Here is a 21,687-nt window from a genome sequence, read left to right as displayed (position 1 = left end):
TTAGCTTCGACGAAATATGGGGCAGGAGGGAGGTTGGTTTGCACCAAAATACATAGTTTCTTGAACCGCCGACCGCGGAAAGTGATGCGGTTTGAGATACCTGTTGGATGTGCGCCGGACCAACTAATTAGATTCGGAAGCGGGCGCAGAGTCCAGGAACATCGCCGGATCAGTTGCTACACGTCTCTCTCGTGCTCTCAATGCATCAATGTTCGGCGACAATCACCTCTTATCTGGCGTTTTCTCCGGTTGCGGGGAGGTAAGGGGACGCAGATTGTTCCATTCGCCAAGGGTCGGGAATGGTGTGATCGACCAAGTGATCGAGTCGACGGCACTCTGAAGAATCGCCTTGCTCCGAGCAAGGGTGGGGGAAGTGGCGATGACATATCCGATACAGTCTCGGTGATCGCCTTTCCTGATGAACGTCGTCTTGGGTTCAACATAGAATTTGACCTCGGCGACACCTGGGATATCAGCCGCCCGACTGTCACCCCCGATCCAATCGAGCGTGCCATCTCGATCAGGAACCAGAAACCGCGCTGCCGCAGTCTGTGAACGACTTCTGTGCAAATCCCATTCGTCCCCGATCACAAGCTTGATGTGCTCGGTGACGAGATCGATGCCGTAAGCCAGCTGAGTCAGTTGGGGAGTGGGCGTACCATGAAGCCGCGGATTGACCTCAATGATAACTGGGCCACGCTTCGTCCACCGGAATTCAATGCCCGTTGGCCCCCAGCCAAGGCCCAGAGCTGCCAAACAGCTCAGCAAGACATCGTCGATACGCTCATGCTCGTCATCCGTCAGCAAGGCCGGAAAGGTGCTCTCCCCACCGACGAAATACGGTAAGGGTCCGGTGTCACCGGTGCCAATTCCAATGACCCGATCGCCCATTATGTCGGCCCAATAATAGGGGCCTTCTGCAAATTGTTCGACCAGTATTCTCGGCGGGGACCGCCATATGTGCTTCCCGCCCAACAGATAGTTCGTATGTTCGGCTACCTCGTCGAAGCTGCGGCACAATCGGACTCCTCTGCAGCCGAGGCCAACGGCTGGCTTAAGAACCACTGGCAGGCCGATCTCTCTGGCAGAGCTTTCTACGTCCGTCGCATTCTCTGCCATGCGATAAGCAGGAATTGGAACGCCGGCTTCCGCAAGGAGCTGACGTTGAGCGAATTTGTCACAGCATCGTTCAATGGATTCGGGGTTCGGTCCCGGTAGATTGAAAAGCCGGCAGAGCTTGCCAACTGTCGCATAGAACGACTCTGTGGCGGACGTAATGCCGGCAACGTCATACGTCGCACGTAGCCGGGAACATTCGTGGATCAGCGCATCGCGATCGTCTGTATCGACACGGATTGCCTCAATACTTTCCGCCGCAAGATAATGATACTGAGCAGAATCAGCCGACAGGGTAATTGGATGAAGACCAAGACGCTGGGCCGCTTGGACGTATAGCAGACCAAGACCCCTTGGATTGCCTTCAACCAGGATTAGCGCTCTTTTTGCCATCAACTTTTGACCCTCTTGCGTGCTGTGCTGACCTCAGACGTTTTGGTGAACGTATCATTGTCGGCGAATTGCGGCGTGAAGGTTCTGTAAATTCACTCGAAGGCTTTGTTGCAACGTCTTTGATTAGGGCGGTTTGGCACAGAGCATCTTGACGGCGTCATCACGTCAGCAGAATGGCGGGAAAGTTACTTTCACGCACGAGCGCGCCACAGAAAAGACGTCGTCAATTTCTCGAAGGCCCCGCTTCGCGCACTAAATGTTTAGTCATGCCCAGGAACAGCAGATTCAGCGGCTACGAGCCGCAGACTGGCCCGCCGGGAAGGCGGATATGGTTGCAAGTATCGGCGTTGAAACCGTTCGCTAGCCCGTATGGCTTTGGAACGAGTCGGCCATGCGTGGCTTTCGATCGTTTGTCGGGATGCCAGTTGTGCCAGCGTCGCCCTCTCGATGATGCAACCAGTATGAATCCTGCGCCGTGAAGCAGATGCGCAACACGAAGCTCGATCGCCCTGCGCCAAATCGCGGCTCTCTATGCAATCGAAGACGGCGTGCGCGGAATGCCACCCTTAGATCGGCTTGCTGCGCTCAAGGAGTATCCGACACCGATTATCGCAGCACTGCGGCCGTGGTTCGAAAACAGCTGTCCTTGATCTGGTCCGGTTCCACCTGGCTACTGACATCCGTTGTGCGCTGACCCACTAGAAACTCATCCGCTTCCTGGAGACGGAGGGCTTGAGCTCGACACCAACGGTCGAGAACGCCGGTCGCGCTTTTTGCCGGTCATGACGTCGGCATCGAAAATTGGGCGCTGCGGGCCTCCATCGTACAACGTGCGTCAAGCCCCAGCGAAGGGAGCCCGAAAAGCGCTTACTATCATCGGGCGCCGAGATCAAATTGTATGTTGAATCTAAGAGACCGATCGTCAGGAAAGGCGATACCCATAGGACAGGTCTTTTGCCGCTTCACCAGCCCAGCTCACACTGCGCGGCGATACGTTCGCATCCGTCGGCGACCTTTCAGAAGAGCCGCTTGCTGCCGCTTCTGCGACACGCCGCGAGCCCCGGCCGTAACCTCTCCGGGCCTGACGTACTCTTGAACAACGTATGGGTTGCAGGCGGCCCGGTCAATGTGATCTTCCCACACCTCTGAGGACGTGAGACGCCCAACCAAGACATGCTCTCCCGGATCGCGTTAGAGGGCTTCAGAACAAGATTGGCCTTGTTTTCCTGGATGTAGCCGATGAGCTCAATCTGGCGCGACCTCTGGCACTGTCGGGTCTGGATTTCGTGAAAAGCCCAGGCCTTTGAGCTTGTCGGACTTATGAAAAGCTGGAAACGGATGGCTGCCGCCCTTGCGCTGACTTGTGGGGCGTGAAAGGTTCTCCTGCGTAAAGTTTGATCACCATGTCAAGGATTAACGTGCCCAAGGCGTGCGTGAGCATGACTGAAATCATTCCTCCAGCCAGCCTGGGGATGACCTCGATGATGACGGGGCCTGACTCGGTCATCACGAACTCCACATGAGCCGTCCGAATTCCAGGCCCAGAGCCGACACCGCAACCGAGGCAAAAGAGGCCATTTCCCGTTGGCTCCGGTAGCGGGGCCGGGAAGGCCCATCGCCATCGCGGCACTTGGCGCTGCTTCCACGAAGTAATCCGACGACGAGTATATACCTGCCAGGCCTCTTAATTTGGCGGCGACCCCAACGAGTTCGCCCGGACTGCGCGTTTCAGCTTCGATCACTTGGGCGACCGAGTCCTTAAGAAACGAATAGCGATTGCGCGTAACGAGGTAGATCTCAAAGCCTAGGAGTCGGGCCCGCTTCATCAGTAGTTCGCCGGTGCCAGTCGTGTTGCTTTCCACGAAAAGGAAGCTACCTCTGTCCATCAAACTTCCTTCACGAGGTTCAGGACAGCTTCCGGCTTTTCCGCTTCCGAAGATATCGGTTCCATGGCGGGGGAGCGGTCGAAGGGGGATTTCGGTTGTTGTCGGCGCGTCCAACAGAAGACCTTTATGTAGACATCCGTTCTGCTTTGGCCACTTGTGGCCGTAAACGGCTTCGACGTAGCGGTGGCCCTCATCAGGACATATGACGACTACGCTTTCCCTGGGTACTGCCGAGCGCGCCAACGCCCGACGATGTAGCTCGCTCCGGAAGTCCGACCGACGAAAACGGAGTGCCGTTCGTGGAGGGTTCGCGCTGCAGCAAATACGAGCGGAGCCGAGATGAGGTGCACCTCGTCATAGAGTTCATGCTTCACGTTTTTGGACAAGACTGTTCCCCAGGCTCCGCAGTTTTCCGTTCGCCATCCCGTTGGCCAAAAATGACGCTGTTAAATGTGTCCACTCCAATCAGGCGCGCCAGGAGCTTTTTGGCGGAGGCGCTCTATCGTTCCGTAAGTAGAGCCGCCTGAGCCCACAGAACCGACCAATGTTACGTCCGCGTCCAACATCCCCGATACCTGATCAGCGAAGAGCTTATAGGCTGCGGGGTTGTCCGGCGTTTCGCATTACCGGGGCCAGAAACAGGAGTGGCCAACTGTTTTCATTCTAGCGTGCAATGCGTCCAGGCGGCTTCTTTGAAAGCCACCCTCCTTCGCCTTTTCAGTTATTATGAATCCTTCGGCTCCCAAGGACTTCAGCCTGTTTTCCATGCCTTTGTCCATCACTGGGTCTGTAAAGATTTCGAGCTGGAATCCATGTTCTCGGCAAACTAACCGCCAAACCCAGCGCGAAGGTTCGGCTGCGGATTCCGACGAAGCCGGCCATCAATTCCGATTTGAAGCCGGCCAGTCATTCCGATTTCATTCCGGCCGGTGTTCCGATTTGAAGCCGGCCATTTTTCGGACTGATCCTGGGTCTCGTTGATGTTTGGATTGGGTTTCGTTTCCGGTCAAGCTTGCGCTGTTTCAGACGCTCTTGGCGAGCGCTGTTTTCGCATGCTTTCGCCGGTGAGATCGATGCGATAGGCGTTGTGAACGAGGCGGTCCAGGATGGCATCGGCCAGAGTTGGGTTTGCAATGATCTCCTACCAGTGATCCAGGGGCAGCTGACTGGTGACGATTGTCGATCGGCGTTCGTAACGGTCTTAATGATTTCAAGCACATCACGCCGCTGGTCATCATTGAGTTTTTCCGGTCCCCAGTCATCGAGAATGAGAAGGTCGGTTTTGGCGAGTTGCTTGAGGATCCGGCCATAACGTCCGTCGCCTCTCGCGAGGGCAAGTGTTGCAAACAGCCGTGGAACGCGGTGATAGGCGACGGAGAAATCCTCTCGGCAAGCTTTGTGGCCTAGCGCACAGGCCAGCCAGCTCTTGCCGACGCCTGCCGGCCCGGTGATGAGAAGATTGTGATGCTTGCGAACCCAGTCGCAGCCGGCGAGCGCCATGAACAAATTGCGGTCAAGACCGCGTGCGGCACGAAAGTCGGCATTCTCGATCTGTGCGTCATGGCGAAGCTTTGCAGCCCTGGCGCGGGCTTCGAAACGCTTCTGGCGGCGCATGGTAGGCGCTCGAGCAGCATGGCAAGCCATTCGCCATGCTCGAGGCCGCGTGCTTCGGATTGTGCGTCGAGCTCCTGGAAGGCGGTGGCCATGCCATGAAGGCCGAGTTCGCGTAGCATGTCGATGGTGGGATGGATAAGCATTGGTGTGTCTCCTCAATGAAAGTAATCAGGGCCACGCAGATTGGCGTGATCGACGATGGCGCTCGGTTCGGTGGAATGCCTTGCGGCCTTGTGATTGGCGATGAGCGAGGCGATGCTCTTGCAGTTCAGCCCACCGATCTTGACGGCCCGGGCTGACACGGCTTCGGCGCGATCGCGTGTGACATCGCGAAACAGGCGCAGGACATCCAGGCATGTTCGAAAGCCTTGTTCAGGATGTGGGCGGCTGGCGAGGATTGCGACAATCAAGCCTTCCGTCTCGGGCCCGACGGATGCGGCCCATCGACGGAAACGATCCGGCGTCCATTCGGCATATCGCCGATGGGAGCTGGGCATATGATCCGGACCAGTTCCATGACGAGGGCCGCCATAGCGGCGCTGATGGACGGCAATGCGCTTGCCGCGGTGGAAGATCTCGATGATGCGTGCCGTTGCTCTCAGATCGACTTGCTGGCGAATGAGGCTGTGGGGCACGGAATAAAAGAAGGCTCTTGAACTCGACGTGGTAATCCGTCGAGACGCGGGCCAAACGCCATTCGGCAAACTCGTAATCCTCCAGTGGAAGACTGGCCAAAGCCGGGCGCTCGACTGTCTCGAAGAGCTGCCGGCGACTGACGCCCAGCCGGCGCATGACGTGGTCGTTGATGCGATCGAGCGCCTGGGCAATGGCGGCATTGGCCTCAGCCAGCGAGAAGAAAGTCTGGTTGCGCAGGCGCCCCAGAATGCAGGACTGGGCGAAACGCACTCCATTCTCCACTTTCGATTTGTCCTTCGGCCGTCGCGGCCGTGCCGGAAGAACGCCGACGCAGATGCCATCATGCCGTAGCTGGGGTTGATCTCGGGATCGTAGAAGCTGGCACGACTGACGCCCGACTTCAGATTGTCGGGAATGACGAGTCTGGGAACGCCGTGAAAAAAACGAAACATCCGGACATGGGAGCCAATCCAGTCGGGGAGCGTTTGCGTCCAGGTGGCCTCGGCAAAGGTGTAGCTGGACGCACCCAGCACCGCCACGAAGATCTCCGCCTCGCGGATCTCACCGGTCTTGCGATCGACAATCGGGATCTTCTTGCCGGAATAATCCACGAAGACCTAAGACCGTATGTCCGCTTCTGCCGGTGAGGTGGCTCGCCCTACACTGCGCGTCCGAGGGTTGCTCGGGCGGTCCGAGCCGATCCTCATCACAGGAGGACGAGCCGTGGCAGATTATAGGGAAGCATTTGTCGGAATCGATGTCGCTAAGCTGAGGAACGCCATCGCGATTGCGGAAGGCGGCCGGGAGGGAGAGGTTCGGTTCCGTGCGTCGCCGCGTGCCCTGTTTGACGCCATTGCGAGCGAAGAGTTTGTTCTCAAGCGCGTCATCGGTCAGCTCGCCTGGCAGGGGCCAACTCAATCCGATTGCCGCGGCACGCCGCAGTTTATCCTGCACCGTACTGCGCGCTATCTCCAATACGACCGCAATCTCGCGGGAGCTGGTCCCGCTTCCGGCAAGCCGAAGCATTTGTCCTGTCTCATGGTCAGCCTTCTCTTTGCCGGCATCAAAATGTCCTCGTTCATCGCGAGGTAATTGATGCCAAAGTTGCTGACCCAGGGTAATCTTCAGTGCCGAAAACCGGCCGGTCTTTGGTTGGAATGGTGGCCGGCTTCATACCGGAATGGTGGCCGGTGTTTGATCGGAATGGCGGCCGGCTTCACGTCGGAATCCGCAGGTTCCGCTCGAGGTCTCGATAACTTTCATGCCATGTGGTCGCCGTGCTCTCCGGCATTGGCCGGGCTGATCGGCGCGCGACCGCTGGCAGGCCGATCAATTCGATGAGCTGCGAGCTCGTGTTAGTAGCTGGCCACCCCTGCGACCTGCCCAATTGCGCCGAGCGCGCGGATTCGCAGGTGTCGCGTCACCCACCGAGGGGGAGCCAATGAGACGTATGGTTGGAATGGACATCCACCGCACCTTTGCGGAGGTGGTGGTTTGGGAAGATGGCCGGCTGCGCCATCGCGGACGGGTCGGGACTGGAAGGGTTCCGCCGCAGTTTGCGACGGACGGATGAGATTGTCGTCGAGGCCACGGGCAATGCCATGGCGGTGGTGCGGGTTCTATCGCCCTATGTCGGCCGGGCGATTGTCGCCGAACGATGTAGGTGAAGGCGATCGCCCGTGCCAGGATCAAGACCGACACGATCCATTCTGGCGCAGCTCCATGCCAGCGCCTTTCTGCCTGCGGTCTGGGTTCCCGATGAGCGAACTGAGCGGCTTCGCCGCCCCGTCGCGCGACGCAACGAGGTCGTAGGCATCGCGCGCGAGTGAAACGAGGTGCATGCTATCCTGCAGGCGCACCTCGTGCCGAAGTCCCCGCATGCCGATCTGTTCAACCGTCGGGGCGCGCCCTGAATGCCCTTGAGCGCCACGAGCGGCTTGCGGCCCTTCCAGAATACGACTTTTAAAAAAGCCTCCGCCAAGCTCAGCTTCACTGCCATCGCGATTCCCTCAGAGCGCGTCTCACACAATCACAATCGGCGAATTGCGTAACAGCACCACAGAGTGAAAAAGACCTTCTATTCGGGACCGCCAGCAAACACGGGCGGCCGTCTAGCTGCCCAGGGAATCGCCTCTTCGAGATCGCGGGCGATACGAACAAGCGTTGCTTCGTCACCGAAACGGCTCACGATCTGAACGCCGATCGGCAGCCCGTCGGCGCTTTGTGCCAAAGGCAGTGATACTGACGGCTGCCCGGTAATGTTGAATACTCTCAAATGTGAATAGATCCCAGCATAAGCTTTCATGAAATCCTCGGCCGAAGTGCTCGGATTAGTCGTGTTATGAATGCCACCTTGTGGAAAAGCTACAGTCGGCATAGTAGGCGTCACAACTATATCGAAAGAATGTAGCGCTTCGCCTACTCGCAGCCGCATCATTCGGAGGGCCTCATGAACCTCCCGAGAATAGGATAGCGGCAAATTCTTACCATAATTATTTAGTTTAAGCGTAAGTGGTTCCACAGTCTCCGCGTTGAGACTGCGGCCCATGGCTTGAGCCGAATTTTCGAGCGAACCACTGCTAAGAGCCGATAACCCGAACCATATGTTCAAGGCATCTTCGAACTCATAAGGTGCATCGATGTCAATTACGGTGTGTCCCATTTCTTCTAAAAGGCGAGCCGTGGAGTCGACTGCATTCATGACCTCTGGGTCCATATCAACCGGAGCCCACCTCGTCCTTGCAACGCCGACCCGCATAACGCCGGTCGGCTGGGATAATTCACTTACATATAAGCGGTCAGGCTGGACAATGATAAACGGATCGCCAGGATGCGGACCGGAAAACACATCCAGGGCCGCCGCCATGTCGCGAACGGTGCGGCACATTACGAAGTTGCGGCTCTGACCGAAGCCTCGGTCTTGCTGGTCAGGGCCGCCGGAGATGCGGCCGCGTGAGGGGTTCAGACCGACAAGGCCACAGAACGATGCGGGTGCACGGATCGAGCCACCGCCGTCGCCGCCGCTGGCGATCGGGACGATACCCGCAGCCACAGCGGCCGCGGAGCCCGCCGTCGAGCCCCCGGTCGTTCGGTCAAGATTCCAGGGATTGCGGGTGATCCCGCACAACGCGGACTCGCTACTCCCGATCCCCAGTTCGGGCGTGGTAGTCCGACCCAAGAGACGCAAGCCTGCCGCGCGCGCACGCTGAGTGAAGTAGCTGTCCACAGTCGGCCGATAGCCGACGAAGAGCCGACTTCCGAACTCCTGAAGTCGGCCGGCCTCGTAAGGCCCCATGTCCTTTCGCAGGAATGGAACGCCGGAAAATGGCCCCGTGTCTGCCCCAGGCACGGACTCAGCGTCGTCATAGAACTCGACTACGGCGTTGATGCTGGGGTTGATGCGCTCGTGAGCCTCACGCGCCAATTTGATAAGTTCGATGGCGCTGATCTCGCGTCGGTTTACCAGTTGCGCGAGCCCAGTAGCGTCGTGCGTGGCATATTCACGCAGTTTCATGTTTAGTTCTCCTTGTCATCAGTGATTCCTCCCTCGCATCTTCAGCCGCCAGTACGTCGCAGGATGGGCTAAAGCTGCGCCGACCGCATCACGGAACGGTCCTTGCCGTGCTCCACCCGTTCAGGACGCAGCGTGAGCAGAGTGTTAGTAAGTCTGCGGTGACAGCGGCCACAAAAAGTTCTGGGAGGCACAACAAAGGCGCTCCACACTTGTTGGGCATTAAATGACTCCCAATTCCCGGCCTACCGCCGTGAAGGCCTCGATCGCACGATCAACATCCGCAGTCGAATGTGCGGCGGAGATTTGCGTACGGATGCGCGCCTGGCCTTTCGGCACCACGGGGAAGGAGAATCCGATCACATAGATGCCGCGCCGGAGCAGCTTCTCAGCCATCTGTTGCGCGAGGCTGGCTTCGCCCAACACCACAGGAATGATTGGATGGTCCGCGCCTGCCAGTGTGAAGCCCGGTTTCGACATCTGTGAGCGAAAGCGGGCGGCATTGGCGTAAAGCCTTTCGCGCAGCACATCACCTTGTTCTATCAGATCGAAAACCTTCAGCGACGCCACTGCAATGGCGGGCATCAGTGTATTGGAGAAGAGGTAAGGCCGCGAGCACTGTCGAAGCCAGTCAACCACCTCGCACTTGCCCGCCGTGTAGCCGCCGGAGGCGCCGCCGAGCGCCTTGCCGAGCGTACCGGTGATGATGTCCACCCTGCCCTCGACTCCGCAATACTCTGCCGTGCCCCGCCCATACTTGCCGATGAAGCCGACCGCATGGCTGTCGTCGACCATGACCATCGCTCCATACTTTTCCGCAAGGTCGCAAACCCCGACAAGATTGGCGACAATGCCGTCCATCGAAAAGACGCCGTCTGTCGCGATCAATTTGAAGCGGGTGCCCTCAGCCCTCTTTAGCTCTTCTTCCAGCGCGGCCATGTCATTGTTGGCGTAGCGGAAGCGCTTGGCCTTCGAAAGCCGCACGCCGTCAATGATCGAGGCGTGGTTCAGCGCATCGGAGATGATGGCGTCTTCCTCGCCGAGCAGCGTCTCGAACAAACCAGCATTGGCGTCAAAACAGGATGAATACAGGATCGCATCTTCCATCTTGAGGAATGAGGATATGCGCTGCTCGAGTTGCTTGTGCCCTTCCTGAGTGCCGCAGATGAAGCGGACCGACGCCATGCCGTATCCATAACGGTCAAGCGCAGCGATGGCCGCCTTGCGCAGATCTTCATTGTCAGCCAGACCAAGATAGTTGTTGGCGCAGAAATTCAGGACTTTGCTGCCATCTGCGAGTTCGATCTCGGCCGACTGCGTCGAGGAAATGACGCGCTCGGATTTGTGGAGCCCAGCAGACTTCAACCCAGCAAGCTCCGCCCACAAATGGGAACTAAAAGCGTTCATCGGATACCCCCTAGGAGCGGCATGACGTAGGATCTGCGCGATGCGACCGTTGCGGACTGGACGCTCGTCACAGATGTAACCGCATTACACCTGCTCGACTTTCTGGACTGAGGCTCACGACGGTTCCTTGGGAACCGCCTCGAAGGAGGTCCGCATGCGCCGTCTGGTGCACTTCGATCGCGGTAGATGACGGCAGTCGAACATTACGGACCGGTACTTTGTCAGCGAAAATTCATGAGCCATCAATTCATGAGCCATCTAGGAACGGACCGACCCGCCTTCGCATGCCTTCGACTCATCGGATTTGCTCCATGCATTTGGCTACAGCTCAAGTGATAACCTCTGTGGGAAACCGGCTGCCCCGCAGCCACCTTCAAATCTATGTCGGACACCCACCAACGCACGCTCCACTCGCTGCCCGATCTGTTCGCAGTCGGCTAGGGTCACGGTCAATGGCGGTGCGACGATGAACCAGTCTCCATATTTTCCTGCGGACGTACGCCTTGAGTAAATTATGAGACCTTCCTTCAATGCCTCGGTCCGAGCGACTTCGGTCACATTAAAATCATTGGGAAATTGAGCTTTTGATTCCTTGTCTTGTACCAATTCAACCGCGTATAGCAGCCCAATCCCGCGCACATCGCCTACGATGGGTGATGTCTGTATGAGCTGCCGCAATATGCGTCCAAGATGCTCACCAGCCTGCGCGGCGTTGGCGATGAGATCGTGATCCTCGTATTCGTCCAGGACCGCCAGCGCGGCGGCGCACGAAATAGGGTTTGCGCCGTAGGTGTGTGAAAAGTTAAAACCGGTAAGCTTTGCCAATTCATCAACAGGCCCTGCAGGGAGAAGCACTGCGCCCAAAGGACTGTAACCTGCAGCAATTCCCTTTGCCATGACAATGACATCTGGAATGCAGCCGCTCAAATGGTGTGTTGCGAGGAACTTGCCGGTTCGGCCGGCGCCGCACAAAATCTCATCGAAAACGAGAAACACGCCGTATCGGTCGCACAACTCACGGATGCGTTGAAAATAAACAGCCGGCGGTACGAGGCATCCGGTTGCCACACCGCCCACTGGTTCAACCACGTACGCGAGGACGTTTTCTGGGCCTAGATTTACGATAGCCTTCTCAAGCGCTGCTATGCTTTGGTCAGCGATTTCTTCAGTCGAAAGTCCCGGTTCTCCTCGATAGGTGATTGGAGCAGGCACTTTCGCGCCTGCAATTGCGAAGCCAGATAGAAAAGGGGCTAGGGTTTCATCGCCCGAAATCGCTAGGGTGCCGATGGATGCGCCATGATACGACGGCATGTTGGAGATCAAAATGCGCTTGCTGGATAAGCCCTTTGCAAGCGCGTATTGCCGTAGGAACTTCAGCGCGAGATCCATAGCTTCGCTTCCGCCTGAAGCTAGACCGACCCGTTCGAATGGGGCGCCCGCTAGACTGCAAAGCCGGCTTGTTAGCGCCGCGTTGGGGGCATGACGCGCAACGCGCGGATAGGCATAATTAAGCGTCAATGCCTGCCGATACATCGCACGCGCAACGCGCCCATTGGCATGTCCGATATTGCAAGCGATAGGTCCCGACGACCCATCGATGTAGGCCTGCCCATGTTCGTCAAACATCCAGATCCCTTCCGCCTTGATCATAAGCGGAACGGTTGCAGATCCATCTTGACTAAAAAACGCATCCTGAAACATTCCAGAGCTTGCTGCAAAATTCTGGACCAAAGTAACGTCTCCTTCGGGGTAACTCTGCTTTTGAACGCTAGTAGCGCGGCTACTTTCCAGAAGATAATATCCATTTCGGCTGGACAAATAACATGCGCTGGCATGGACGAACTATTCCAAAGCTTATGACACCTGAGGTACAGGTTCGCGCCAAAAGAGGCCGGCGCCTGAAACGGCTATCGCATACCAAGGTGTGGCTTGAAATAAGCAGCGTACGTGGCGCCAAGCGTACTGCGGGAGAGGTCGGGATGACCGCCATTACATCAACTAATTGAGGGGTAAGGAAATGGCGATGTCAGGGCAAGCCCTTGTGAGGAGCCGTCACACGAGATGCGCTTGGATAACTCTTTGCCAGTTAGGGCGACATGCAAGGGATAATACTCATGGAGCCATAAGCTCGGTGGCGAGCAAATACCGCATTGGCGGCTAAGCCTCCACTATCAATGCGGCAGCCTTGTGATCGTTGGCCTGACTCTCGGTCAGGTAAGCGCCGCATCTGCTCCAGTGACATCAATGGTTGCAACCTAACTCTATTCCGAATTTGGGCAAACCGCCCCTGAAGCCGATCGCAACTCTCTCGAGAGTCGGCACCGGTGTTTTGCCTCGAGAGAGCTGGCAAATCTGAGAGCACCGAGCGCCCTTCACCTTGCCAGCCAGCACGCAGCCAAGTGCTTTGGTCCAACCTCGATTGGTTGTGGTTCCTCATGCCGGCAGCGGTCGAAGGCCAGTGGGCAACGCGGATGGAAACGGCAGCCTTTGGGCACGCGGGCGGCACTTGGAACCTCGCCTTGCAGGGCCGGCAGCTCGGCGCGACCTGCGTTGCCGCCAATCTGCGGGGTGGCGTTACGCAGAGCGACGGTATACGGATGGCGAGGGTTGAATGTGATCTCGTCGGCGCTACCGATCTCGACCAATTTCCCAAGATACAAGACAGCGATTCTGTCGGCGATCAACCAGGCAAGCGGCAGGTCGTGGGTGATGAACAGCAGCGCCATGTTGTGCTTGTCACGCAGGTCAACCAGAACCTGAAGGATCTGTGCGCGTATCGAGACATCGAGCATCGAGACAGGTTCGTCGGCGACGATGAGCTCCGGCCGCACGGCAAGGGCTCCGGCAATCACAACCCGCTGGCGCTGCCCGCCAGACAGCTCATGTGGGAAGCGGGTAAAGAAATCACCGGGAGGGTTGAGCCCGGCGGACGCAAGCGCTTCGCTCACACGGTCGCTGAGCTGTTTGCCGTTATCAACCAGCCGTAGTGACCGCAAAGGCTCCGCCACGATATCGAACACGGTGTGTCGCGGATTGAGCGCCTGATAGGCGTCCTGGAAGATCATTTGCACGCGATGCCGGTAAGGGCGCAAAGCCGACAAGCGTTGAACGGACGTCATGTCGCGGCCTTCGAACAACAGCTTGCCGCCTGTTGGCTGTGCAAGCTTGGTGATGAGGCGGCCCACCGTCGTCTTGCCGCTTCCCGATTCCCCGACCAGCGCGACAATCTCACCCCGTCCGATGTCGAGGTCGATCCCATCCACCGCGCGCACAGCGCCGGCAGGTCGGCCCAGGACACGGTCGAACAGCCCGCCCTGGACAGGAAAATGCACCTGCAGGCTCTCAAGATGCAGGAAGTCGGCGGTGTCAGGCATGAGCTGCGACCTTGTCTTCTTGCGAGGACCGGTGAAGGTGACAGGCGACGCCTCCCCGCCCGAACTTATCGAGGTTGGGAACTTCGGTCGCGCAAACCGCCATAGCCGAGGGGCAACGCGGATGGAAGGCGCAGCCTGATGGTCGATTCACCAAGTTGGGGGGATCACCAGGTATCGGCCGGATCATCTTTTTGCCGCTCGCTGGGTTCGGGATCGATTCGATCAGCAGTCGGGTGTAGGGATGTTTGGGCTTGGCGAAGATCTCAGCGACAGTGCCGTCCTCGACGATGCGACCTGAGTACATGATCATCACGCGATCACAACACTCGGCCACCACAGAAAGGTCGTGAGTGATCAAAATGAGGGCCAGGTTCAGCTGCGATCGCAGCTCTCCGAGCAGCTTCAGGATCTGAGCCTGTGTTATGACGTCGAGTGCCGTGGTGGGCTCGTCACCGATGACGATCGAGGGGCGACACGCGAGCGCCATGGCAATCATCACCCTTTGACGCATGCCGCCTGACAATTCGTGAGGATAGGCGGCGCCGCGATCCGCCGGAATTCCGACGAGTTCGAGCAGTTCCTTGGCTCGCGCCGACGCCTCGCCACGTGACATGCCGAGCTTCAGCATGCACGGCTCGGCAATCTGCTTGATGATGCGGTGAACTGGATTGAGCGCATTCATCGCGCCCTGGAAGACTACGGACGTTTCGCCCCAGCGATGTGGCCGCATCGCCGCATCCTCGTCGATCGGCAGTCGGTTACCGCGATAACGCACCTCGCCGCTGCTGACCCGCGCGTTGGGGGATAGCAGACCGGCAATTGCCATTGCAGTCGTGGTCTTCCCGCTGCCCGATTCTCCGACGAGGCCAACGGCCTCTCCGGCCCAAACCGCGAAGCTCACGTTGTCGATCGCACGCGAGGAAACGCCCTTAAGCCCGTAGTCGACAGCGAGCCCGTCAACCTCCAAAAGCGGTGCTCTGCCTTGAGGGGACTCTATCATGGGATCACCCGCCGCCGTGGATTGAACGTGTCGTCGAGGGCATTGCCAATCAGGACGAAGCTAAGTGAAACCGCGAGGATGCACACTCCGGGGGCTCCCAGATACCACCAGGCTCCGGCACTGGCCGCGCCGGCGCGCTGAGCGAGCGAAAGCAAAGTGCCCCATGAAGGCTGCAGCGGATCGCCAAGCCCAAGGAACGAGAGCGACGTCTCGACATAGATTGCGCCGGCGACGACCAGGGCACCGTTCGCTGCGATTTGCGATACGAGATTAGGCAGGATGTGCCGCACCATGATGCTGAAATTGCTGCTGCCAACAACGCGCGCACGATCGATGAATGTTCGTTCCTTAAGCGACAGTGTCTGACTGCGAACGATACGGGCCACGAACGCCCAGCTTGTCATGCCGATGACGACAAGGATCACGAAAAGAGAAGGACGGAAGCCGAGGATTTCTCTGCCGCGCCCCATCACCTCGAGAACCACCGGTGTGATGACCAGCGCTAGCACGAAGGACGGCATGACGAAAAAGAAATCCGTCAAGCGCATCAGCCAGACGTCAACCCTGCCACCATAGTATCCAGCAGTCATTCCGACCGTAGTGCCGACGATGAGGCTGATCACGGTCGCCAGCAGCGCGATCGTGAGCGAGATCCGGGCACCGTGGACGATCAAATTAAGCACGTCCCGCCCCACCTCGTCCGTCCCCAGCAGATGATCGCCTGATGGGGACGCGAGGAAATCGCCACTTGCATTGATCGCAGTCTGAAGCGGCCCCACCAGAATATTGGGGACGGCTGCCACAACAAGAAAGAATACCAGGCATACGAGGCCCACCTGAGCTCCGCCGTAACCAAGAAATTGGACTAGAAAGGCTTTGATAGCACGCGCCCGGCTACGCCCAGAATACCGAACTATAGTGTCACTCATTGTCGGACCCTCGGATCAAGCAGGCCGTAGGCAAGATCGGCTATGAGGTTTGCGACGACAATTGAAGCACCAAGCAACAGGAATATGCCTTGAAGGACAGGATAGTCCCGCGCGTTGAGCGCTTCGACCGTGAGGCCACCGATGCCCGGCCAGGCGAAAACGGCTTCGACGGTGATGGCACCCGCCACCACATACCCCAGATTGAGAGTAATCAAGGTGACGACCGGCAGCATTGCATTGCGAAATGCATGACGCATCAGCATCTGTCCGCCGGTAAGTCCCTTGGCCCGTGCGGTCACCATGTAGTCCTCGGTGACGACGTCGCTCATCGCGGCACGTGCGACCACAACGTATTGGCCGATTAGCCCAAGAGCCACCGCAGTGACCGGAAGCGCGAGATGCCGCAAGTAGTCAAGCAACCAATCAAGCGAACCCGTAACCGCGCCGGGCGAATGTGCACCATAACCCGGTAGCCAGCCTAATGCCGTACTGAAGATCACCACCAGGATCATGCCCACCCAGAAAGCCGGCGTAGAATAGAGCGCCAGGGAGGCTCCCGTCGCGATATGGTCGCCGGCTCCTCCTCTGCGCCAACCCGCATATAGGCCAAGCATAACCCCGCATAGGATGGCTATCAATTGGGCTAGACCGACCAGGACAATGGTGGCTGGTAACCGCTCCAAAATCAGGTCAGCAACATGCCTCCCCCTGAACTTGAAGCTATAGCCGAAATCGCCGCGGAGCGTTGACGACAGGTAGTCGAGCACCTGATCAGGGAACAGCGGCCGGTCAAGGCCCCAACTCTCGCGCTGCGCGTCGATCTGCTCAGCGGTCACGCTGACGCGTGCGCCACTAAGCAGTAGCGATGCAGGGTCACCAGGAATGACCCGGAACAGGACGAAGTTCAGCACCGCCACCATCAGGAGGGTTGTGATGGCCCTGATGAGAATGCTCCCGATGCGCCGGCTCATCTGGGCTCGCTCTCCATGAAGATCATCTCAAACCGGCTTCAGGCGATCAAACGGATAGTAACTCCACGTTGATAGGTCCTCCCCCCAGCCCTCGAAGCAATCCTTACGATAAGCTTCGAGCAACATGGGGTAACACAGCATGATGTAAGGCGCCTCCTTGTAGATGAGACGCGCCGCCTGATCGACCAGCTCGCGGCTCCTCTTGACATCTACGACGAGTTTGACTTGAGACACGATTTGATTGAACTTCTCGTTGCTCCAGTATGACCTGTTGGCACGGTCAGCACTTTTGCCCAGGGCGAGCACGTCGTCAGGCGAGGGCGACCCCCAGTTAGAGGCAACGACCAGATCCCAGCCGCCCCCGCCCTTGGTCGGCGCTGCCGTACGGGCATTGAGCGCCCCGGAGTCGAGCTGGGTGACGGATACGGGAATGCCGATTTGTGCTAACCAGCCAGCGATAAGCTGCACGGCTGCAATTGGGATTTCCAAATTTCCCGAAATATTTCCAGTGATCAGCTCCAGTTGGAACTTGTTTCCTTCCTTGTCTTCTCGGACATTGTCACCGTCGATGTCCCGATAGCCGGCGGCATCGAGCCGGCGGCCCGCCTCGGCGAGATTGAAGTTGCGCCTGATGTCGCTCAAGTCCGAAAAGTATTCAGTGGCCGCCGGCATGACCAGTCCCACGCCAGGGTCGGCATGCCCTCGGAAAGCTCGATCGACAAGGGTATTCTGGTCGATCGCGTAGCCGATCGCATCGCGAAACGCCGGATCCTGTAGTGCCTTGGTACTTCCCGCACCAAGTCCAGAGACAGTGTTGAACGCCAAGAAATTCCGTTGCTCAATACGCGCTTCTGCAGCCACGATTTTAGGATCTTTGGAGAGGTCATCCCACTGGGCAACTGTCATGCCGAAGCCAAAGTCGAGATTCCCGCTTTTCAGACCCTGCGCCAGGGGGTCGGCGGTACTGAAGAAATTGAAAATCATACCGTCCGTAGCCGGCTTTCCTGTGCGGAAGTACTCGTTCGGCGTCAGGCGGGCAAACTGCCCCTGCTGAAACTCCTGAATAATCATCGGCCCCGTGCCCACCAGCGGTGGATCATTGCGGAAGGTGCTGCGCGCATCGGCGTAGGAGACATCTTTCCAGATATGCTCGGGAACTATCATTACGCTGTTTTCGATTGGCCAGCGGGTGGGTGCCTTGGTCACGATTTGGAGCGTCTCGTCATCAAGTGCCGCGATGGACCCGACGTTCTGCATGCCACTAGTGTTGTTCGCGCCGACGTTCAGTTCGGCAGGCTTTCCCATGGAGCCAAGCAAATAGTTATAGGTGAATGCCGCGTCTCTGGCCGTCGCAGGCTGGCCATCAGACCACTTCATCCCAGGCCAGATCTTGAAGGTCCAGGTGCGCTTGTCATCAGCAACCGACCACTCTTTGGCAAAGCCCTTCCGATCGGGATGGCGCTGGGCGTCTACGCAGACCAGAAAGTCATATGTGTATATCGTCGGGTAGAACGAGCTCCAGGTGGCAAATGGGTTCATCGTGTCAGGGGCGACGACCGTGCCGACGCGCACGAGGTGATCTTCGCAGGAAGACGCGGCAAAGCTCTTTGAAGTCAAGACCCACGGGGCCGCCGATCCCAACAGCATCGCCTTGATTATTGCACGGCGATTGAGTTGCAACTTGTTCATTCTGTTCTCCCATCTGACTTATTCATTCATTTCTGCCGAATAGAATCGGGCTCCTTTCTCATAGCAATCACTGCCCGCGCCACGTTAAGGCACTACCAAGCTCTACTTGCTCTTGTTCCGAAAAATCGACGCCCTGCACTGGATTTGTATCTGCACGGTCGCTTGCAAAGAGCGCCGATTGCGATAAGCTACTGTTCGTTTTCCATCTACTGGCGCCCTGTCGCCAGACAGGACCTCGCCACAGTGCGGTCACAACGACGTATTTGTGCTTCAAAAGGGTAGGTCCGTTGAAACACATCGGTCATAATTCACAACTGCTCGATCCAATCGCATCTAGCGCACGTAGCTGGATCATGGCCGAGATTCAGGTGGGCGGATTGTTGGGTAAACCGAAGTCCGTGCTTTCGACCATCAAGCCGCGCACGAGAGCGGCTCATAGCCGCTGAGCCACACCATGTCTGGGACACGGCGGATGAGAGATATTTGGCTCCGCTTAAGACTCAGAGCGACGAAGTTAGCCATCGAAGAACACGCATTTGTTGGACGCTTGGTGGAAGCAGAACTCGGTCGCCTGTGCATTATCGCTCGCAAAGCTAGATTGCGGGCCGACGTAGCTCCAGAGAAAATGGATCGCTTCGTTGCCTCGCTGGTTGTCGAATCCTTGTAAGCTAGTCGCTGCGACTCATCCAGGCGGATGGAAAGGCGGCAAAGCAGCCACCCGCACACGCTCTCAGCGGGCGCGATCTGTCTCCGATCTAATTTCGAGTCGAGTCCGTTTCCGCCTAGGCAATGTGCTCGTCGGCGTACCTGTATTGCTTCCCCTCCTGTCCATTATGCGCGCCGCCGTTGCACGTGAAACTCAATCTACCAAACGGATCACGCCGATCACTTTCCCTCACCCTCCACCGAAGGCGCGCCGTACGGAAGTCGCGGCCGCGCAGCAACTGCATAGCGGTAGCAGCTAGAGGGCCCGGACGGACGCCCTCGTAATCTCTCTCACAACATTAGACGCCACTTAGGCCCTGCAACTCATCCAATCACGGTTAATCGGCCGTCAGCAGTCAACGCCCGCATGCCCGGGCCGCCCGCCCAGCCAAAATGGACATTTTTAGCCGAGAGGTTCCCGTCCGGCGCTTTTGGGCTGGACCAAATCGAACACTCGTTGCCTATCCGCACCTCAACCGCTACTTGCGTTCGCCACGTAGGATCGTCTCCGCGGCATCAGCCAGGACCTGGCAGCCGAGTACGAGATCAGCGTCGTTGGTGTTTTCAGTCCAATGGTGGCTAATACCGCTGATGCTCGGCACGAAAAGCATAGCGGACCTGACTTTACGTCCGATGACCTGTGCATCGTGACTTGCGCCACTTGGCATCCTCACGTAGGCGCCGGGTGAAAGGCGCGCCGCCGCACTCTCTATTGCTGTTTGGAATTCCGGATCCATATGCCACGGTTTGCCGGCGCTGGTCTGTTTAATCTCGGCGCTGCAACCGGTTTTCATCGCGGTCTCGTGAACCAGTTCCCTTAAACCCGCATGGAGGCGCTCAAGGACCAACATCTCTGAATCCCGGAACTGAAACAACATCTCTGCTCTCCCCGGAATTATGTTGAGGGCGCCCGGCTCCAGCGTGATGCGGCCCGTTGTCCAAACGGAACGCGGTCCGGCAATTTCAGGGAAGTGTTTGGCAATAGCCATGGCAAGTGTAGCTGCTGCGACGCCGGCATCCTTTCGGATAGCCATGCGCGTGGTACCGGCATGGTTCTGGATGCCGCGAAAAGCGATTGAGTACTGCCAGATTCCTACAATGCTGGTAACAACGCCGATCCGGTTGCCCGAGCCTTCCAGAACGTCGCCCTGTTCTATGTGTGCTTCCAGGTAGCCGACGTAGCGTTCCGGCTCCACCAGAGATCGAGGCACGCCTGCCAGGCCAGCCCCGCGGAGCGCATCTCTGAGTGGCAGCCCGTGATCGACGTTGACCGCACTGTCGATCTCCGCCTCTTCGACGTCGCCTACGAACGAACGACTTCCGAGCAATGGAATGTAGTGACTTTCTTCATCCGCCCAGGCGACAGGAGCTATGGGAAGGCCGGTGCAGCTCGGGGTTTCCCCAAAAGCCCGGGCGATCTCGAGGCCGTAGATTACGCCAAGCGCTCCGTCGAGCCATCCGGCATGGTTCTGCGACTCTGCGTGCGACCCGATTAGCAGTGACCGTCCTTCCGAACGGGGCATCCCAAACACATTGCCCACCCCATCGATGTGGGCTCGAAGCCCTAATGTTTCGTACTGCTGCGCGAGCCAGCGACGGCTGTCCATATCCTCTTTCGAGTATGTCGGACGATGGACGCCCGTTCGGTGCGCGCCGAATTGCGCCAAAACTCTAAGGTCCGAGAGCAGCCGCCCTGCGTTGATCTTTGGCATTGCTTTACCTCCTAAATTCACCTGACGAGAGTTTTGCTCTCTCGTCCCTCCACGTCATTTTTTGCTGTCGGAATTGAAAGCGATATTGGCCCGTGTCTCGCAGATCTCGTGGTAGGGCTTCTTTGGCGGTGAACTCCCTATTACTCAGCCCGATCGGACTCTGGATGCGGCGCTCACTTCGCTAGGCGCCGCGCCCAGGAAACTGCAACAGACCAAGCTCGTACAATACAGCGGCGCCCGTACGAATCCCGCGGTGGAAGCAGCCCAGGGTCAGATTTCATTCGGCATGGTTTGCATCATCGGCGTTTGCGTACGGCGTTTTGTGGCCGTAGAGCAGCACCGTCGGTTTACCAGGCGCGTTCTGCCAGCGCGCGAGCGCTATGGGGTGCCCTTCGGTCGGCACCAAACTTGTCTCAAGCCCGATCTCGGCGAGCATCTCGACCGGCAACTTTCCAACTTCGGCAATGCCTCGATTCTCGGCACTGATGCTAGGATGCTGGACGTAATCGATTAGTCGGTCGAGAAAGCTCATACGATTGGCGTCGATATGCTCGAAAACCGCGCTCAATCGTTCAGATGAGGTCATTATCTTTGCTCGTATTCATGAGAAATAACAGTCGGCTGTTGCAAGTGGAGCAGACCTCGACGAAGCACTGGCTCCTCCTCCAGAACTGATCGGATGGCGTTTGCGGTCGCATCGACGTCTTCATCGCTGACCAGATAGTGAAGGACGGCGCGAACGAC

General features: G+C 57.9%; 13 protein-coding genes and 2 pseudogenes. 1 reads left to right on the top strand and 14 read right to left on the bottom strand.

Going from position 1 to position 21,687, the window contains the following annotated elements; all coding sequences use genetic code 11:
* Positions 1-222 precede the first annotated feature (222 nt).
* The 4 genes and pseudogenes from M729_RS01000000136215 to M729_RS01000000136205 all read right to left on the bottom strand — a co-directional run bounded on the left by M729_RS01000000136215 (position 223) and on the right by M729_RS01000000136205 (position 6,256).
* Positions 223-1,509 carry an acetyl-CoA carboxylase biotin carboxylase subunit family protein gene (locus M729_RS01000000136215; RefSeq protein ID WP_050596386.1) on the bottom strand — a complete coding sequence of 429 codons (1,287 nt, stop codon included), beginning with the start codon at positions 1,507-1,509 and terminating at the stop codon, positions 223-225.
* 1,318 nt (positions 1,510-2,827) lie between these two features.
* On the bottom strand, positions 2,828-3,016 hold the full coding sequence (locus M729_RS1000000139555; RefSeq protein WP_027163752.1) for a hypothetical protein: 189 nt from the start codon (positions 3,014-3,016) through the stop codon (positions 2,828-2,830).
* 1,385 nt (positions 3,017-4,401) lie between these two features.
* Positions 4,402-5,152, bottom strand: a pseudogene (gene istB / locus M729_RS01000000136210) (IS21-like element helper ATPase IstB).
* A gap of 12 nt (positions 5,153-5,164) precedes the next feature.
* Positions 5,165-6,256: a hypothetical protein gene (locus M729_RS01000000136205; RefSeq protein WP_245267666.1), complete on the bottom strand. Its 1,092-nt coding sequence runs from the start codon at positions 6,254-6,256 to the stop codon at positions 5,165-5,167.
* A gap of 16 nt (positions 6,257-6,272) precedes the next feature.
* Between M729_RS01000000136205 and M729_RS1000000138650 the strand changes: the two are divergent.
* Positions 6,273-6,467, top strand: a pseudogene (locus M729_RS1000000138650) (IS110 family transposase); the annotation flags it as partial.
* Between the two features lie 1,255 nt (positions 6,468-7,722).
* On the opposite strand, the gene M729_RS0130020 reads toward M729_RS1000000138650, so the two are convergent.
* From M729_RS0130020 to M729_RS0129975, 10 genes are all read right to left on the bottom strand, one after another.
* Positions 7,723-9,159, bottom strand: coding sequence for an amidase (locus M729_RS0130020; protein WP_027163745.1), 1,437 nt, complete (start codon positions 9,157-9,159; stop codon positions 7,723-7,725).
* Positions 9,160-9,378: 219 nt separating this feature from the next.
* The gene (locus tag M729_RS0130015) at positions 9,379-10,563 is read right to left on the bottom strand and encodes a glycine C-acetyltransferase (protein WP_027163744.1); all 1,185 of its coding nucleotides are present in this window, start codon (positions 10,561-10,563) and stop codon (positions 9,379-9,381) included.
* 321 nt (positions 10,564-10,884) lie between these two features.
* Entirely contained in the window at positions 10,885-12,294 is a 1,410-nt protein-coding gene (locus M729_RS01000000136195) for an aminotransferase class III-fold pyridoxal phosphate-dependent enzyme (RefSeq protein ID WP_156949356.1), read from the bottom strand.
* 641 nt (positions 12,295-12,935) lie between these two features.
* Positions 12,936-13,937, bottom strand: coding sequence for an ABC transporter ATP-binding protein (locus M729_RS0130005; protein ID WP_027163743.1), 1,002 nt, complete (start codon positions 13,935-13,937; stop codon positions 12,936-12,938).
* On the bottom strand, positions 13,930-14,937 hold the full coding sequence (locus tag M729_RS0130000; protein ID WP_027163742.1) for an ABC transporter ATP-binding protein: 1,008 nt from the start codon (positions 14,935-14,937) through the stop codon (positions 13,930-13,932). The genes M729_RS0130005 and M729_RS0130000 overlap by 8 nt, the downstream gene beginning before the upstream one ends.
* Complete coding sequence (locus M729_RS0129995; protein ID WP_027163741.1) at positions 14,934-15,866, bottom strand: ABC transporter permease; 933 nt, start codon at positions 15,864-15,866, stop codon at positions 14,934-14,936. The genes M729_RS0130000 and M729_RS0129995 overlap by 4 nt, the downstream gene beginning before the upstream one ends.
* Positions 15,863-16,837, bottom strand: coding sequence for an ABC transporter permease (locus M729_RS0129990; RefSeq protein WP_027163740.1), 975 nt, complete (start codon positions 16,835-16,837; stop codon positions 15,863-15,865). Before M729_RS0129990 ends, M729_RS0129995 begins: the two co-directional genes overlap by 4 nt.
* A gap of 27 nt (positions 16,838-16,864) precedes the next feature.
* Positions 16,865-18,526 carry an ABC transporter substrate-binding protein gene (locus M729_RS0129985; protein ID WP_027163739.1) on the bottom strand — a complete coding sequence of 554 codons (1,662 nt, stop codon included), beginning with the start codon at positions 18,524-18,526 and terminating at the stop codon, positions 16,865-16,867.
* Between the two features lie 1,184 nt (positions 18,527-19,710).
* The gene (locus M729_RS0129980; RefSeq protein ID WP_027163738.1) at positions 19,711-20,943 is read right to left on the bottom strand and encodes a hydantoinase/carbamoylase family amidase; all 1,233 of its coding nucleotides are present in this window, start codon (positions 20,941-20,943) and stop codon (positions 19,711-19,713) included.
* Between the two features lie 277 nt (positions 20,944-21,220).
* On the bottom strand, positions 21,221-21,529 hold the full coding sequence (locus M729_RS0129975; protein ID WP_348626686.1) for a hypothetical protein: 309 nt from the start codon (positions 21,527-21,529) through the stop codon (positions 21,221-21,223).
* Between the last annotated feature and the right edge of the window lie 158 nt (positions 21,530-21,687).

It is taken from the genome of Mesorhizobium sp. WSM1293 (assembly GCF_000513875.1).
Lineage (GTDB): Bacteria > Pseudomonadota > Alphaproteobacteria > Rhizobiales > Rhizobiaceae > Mesorhizobium > Mesorhizobium ciceri.
This window is presented reverse-complemented; position numbering and strand designations above follow the sequence as displayed.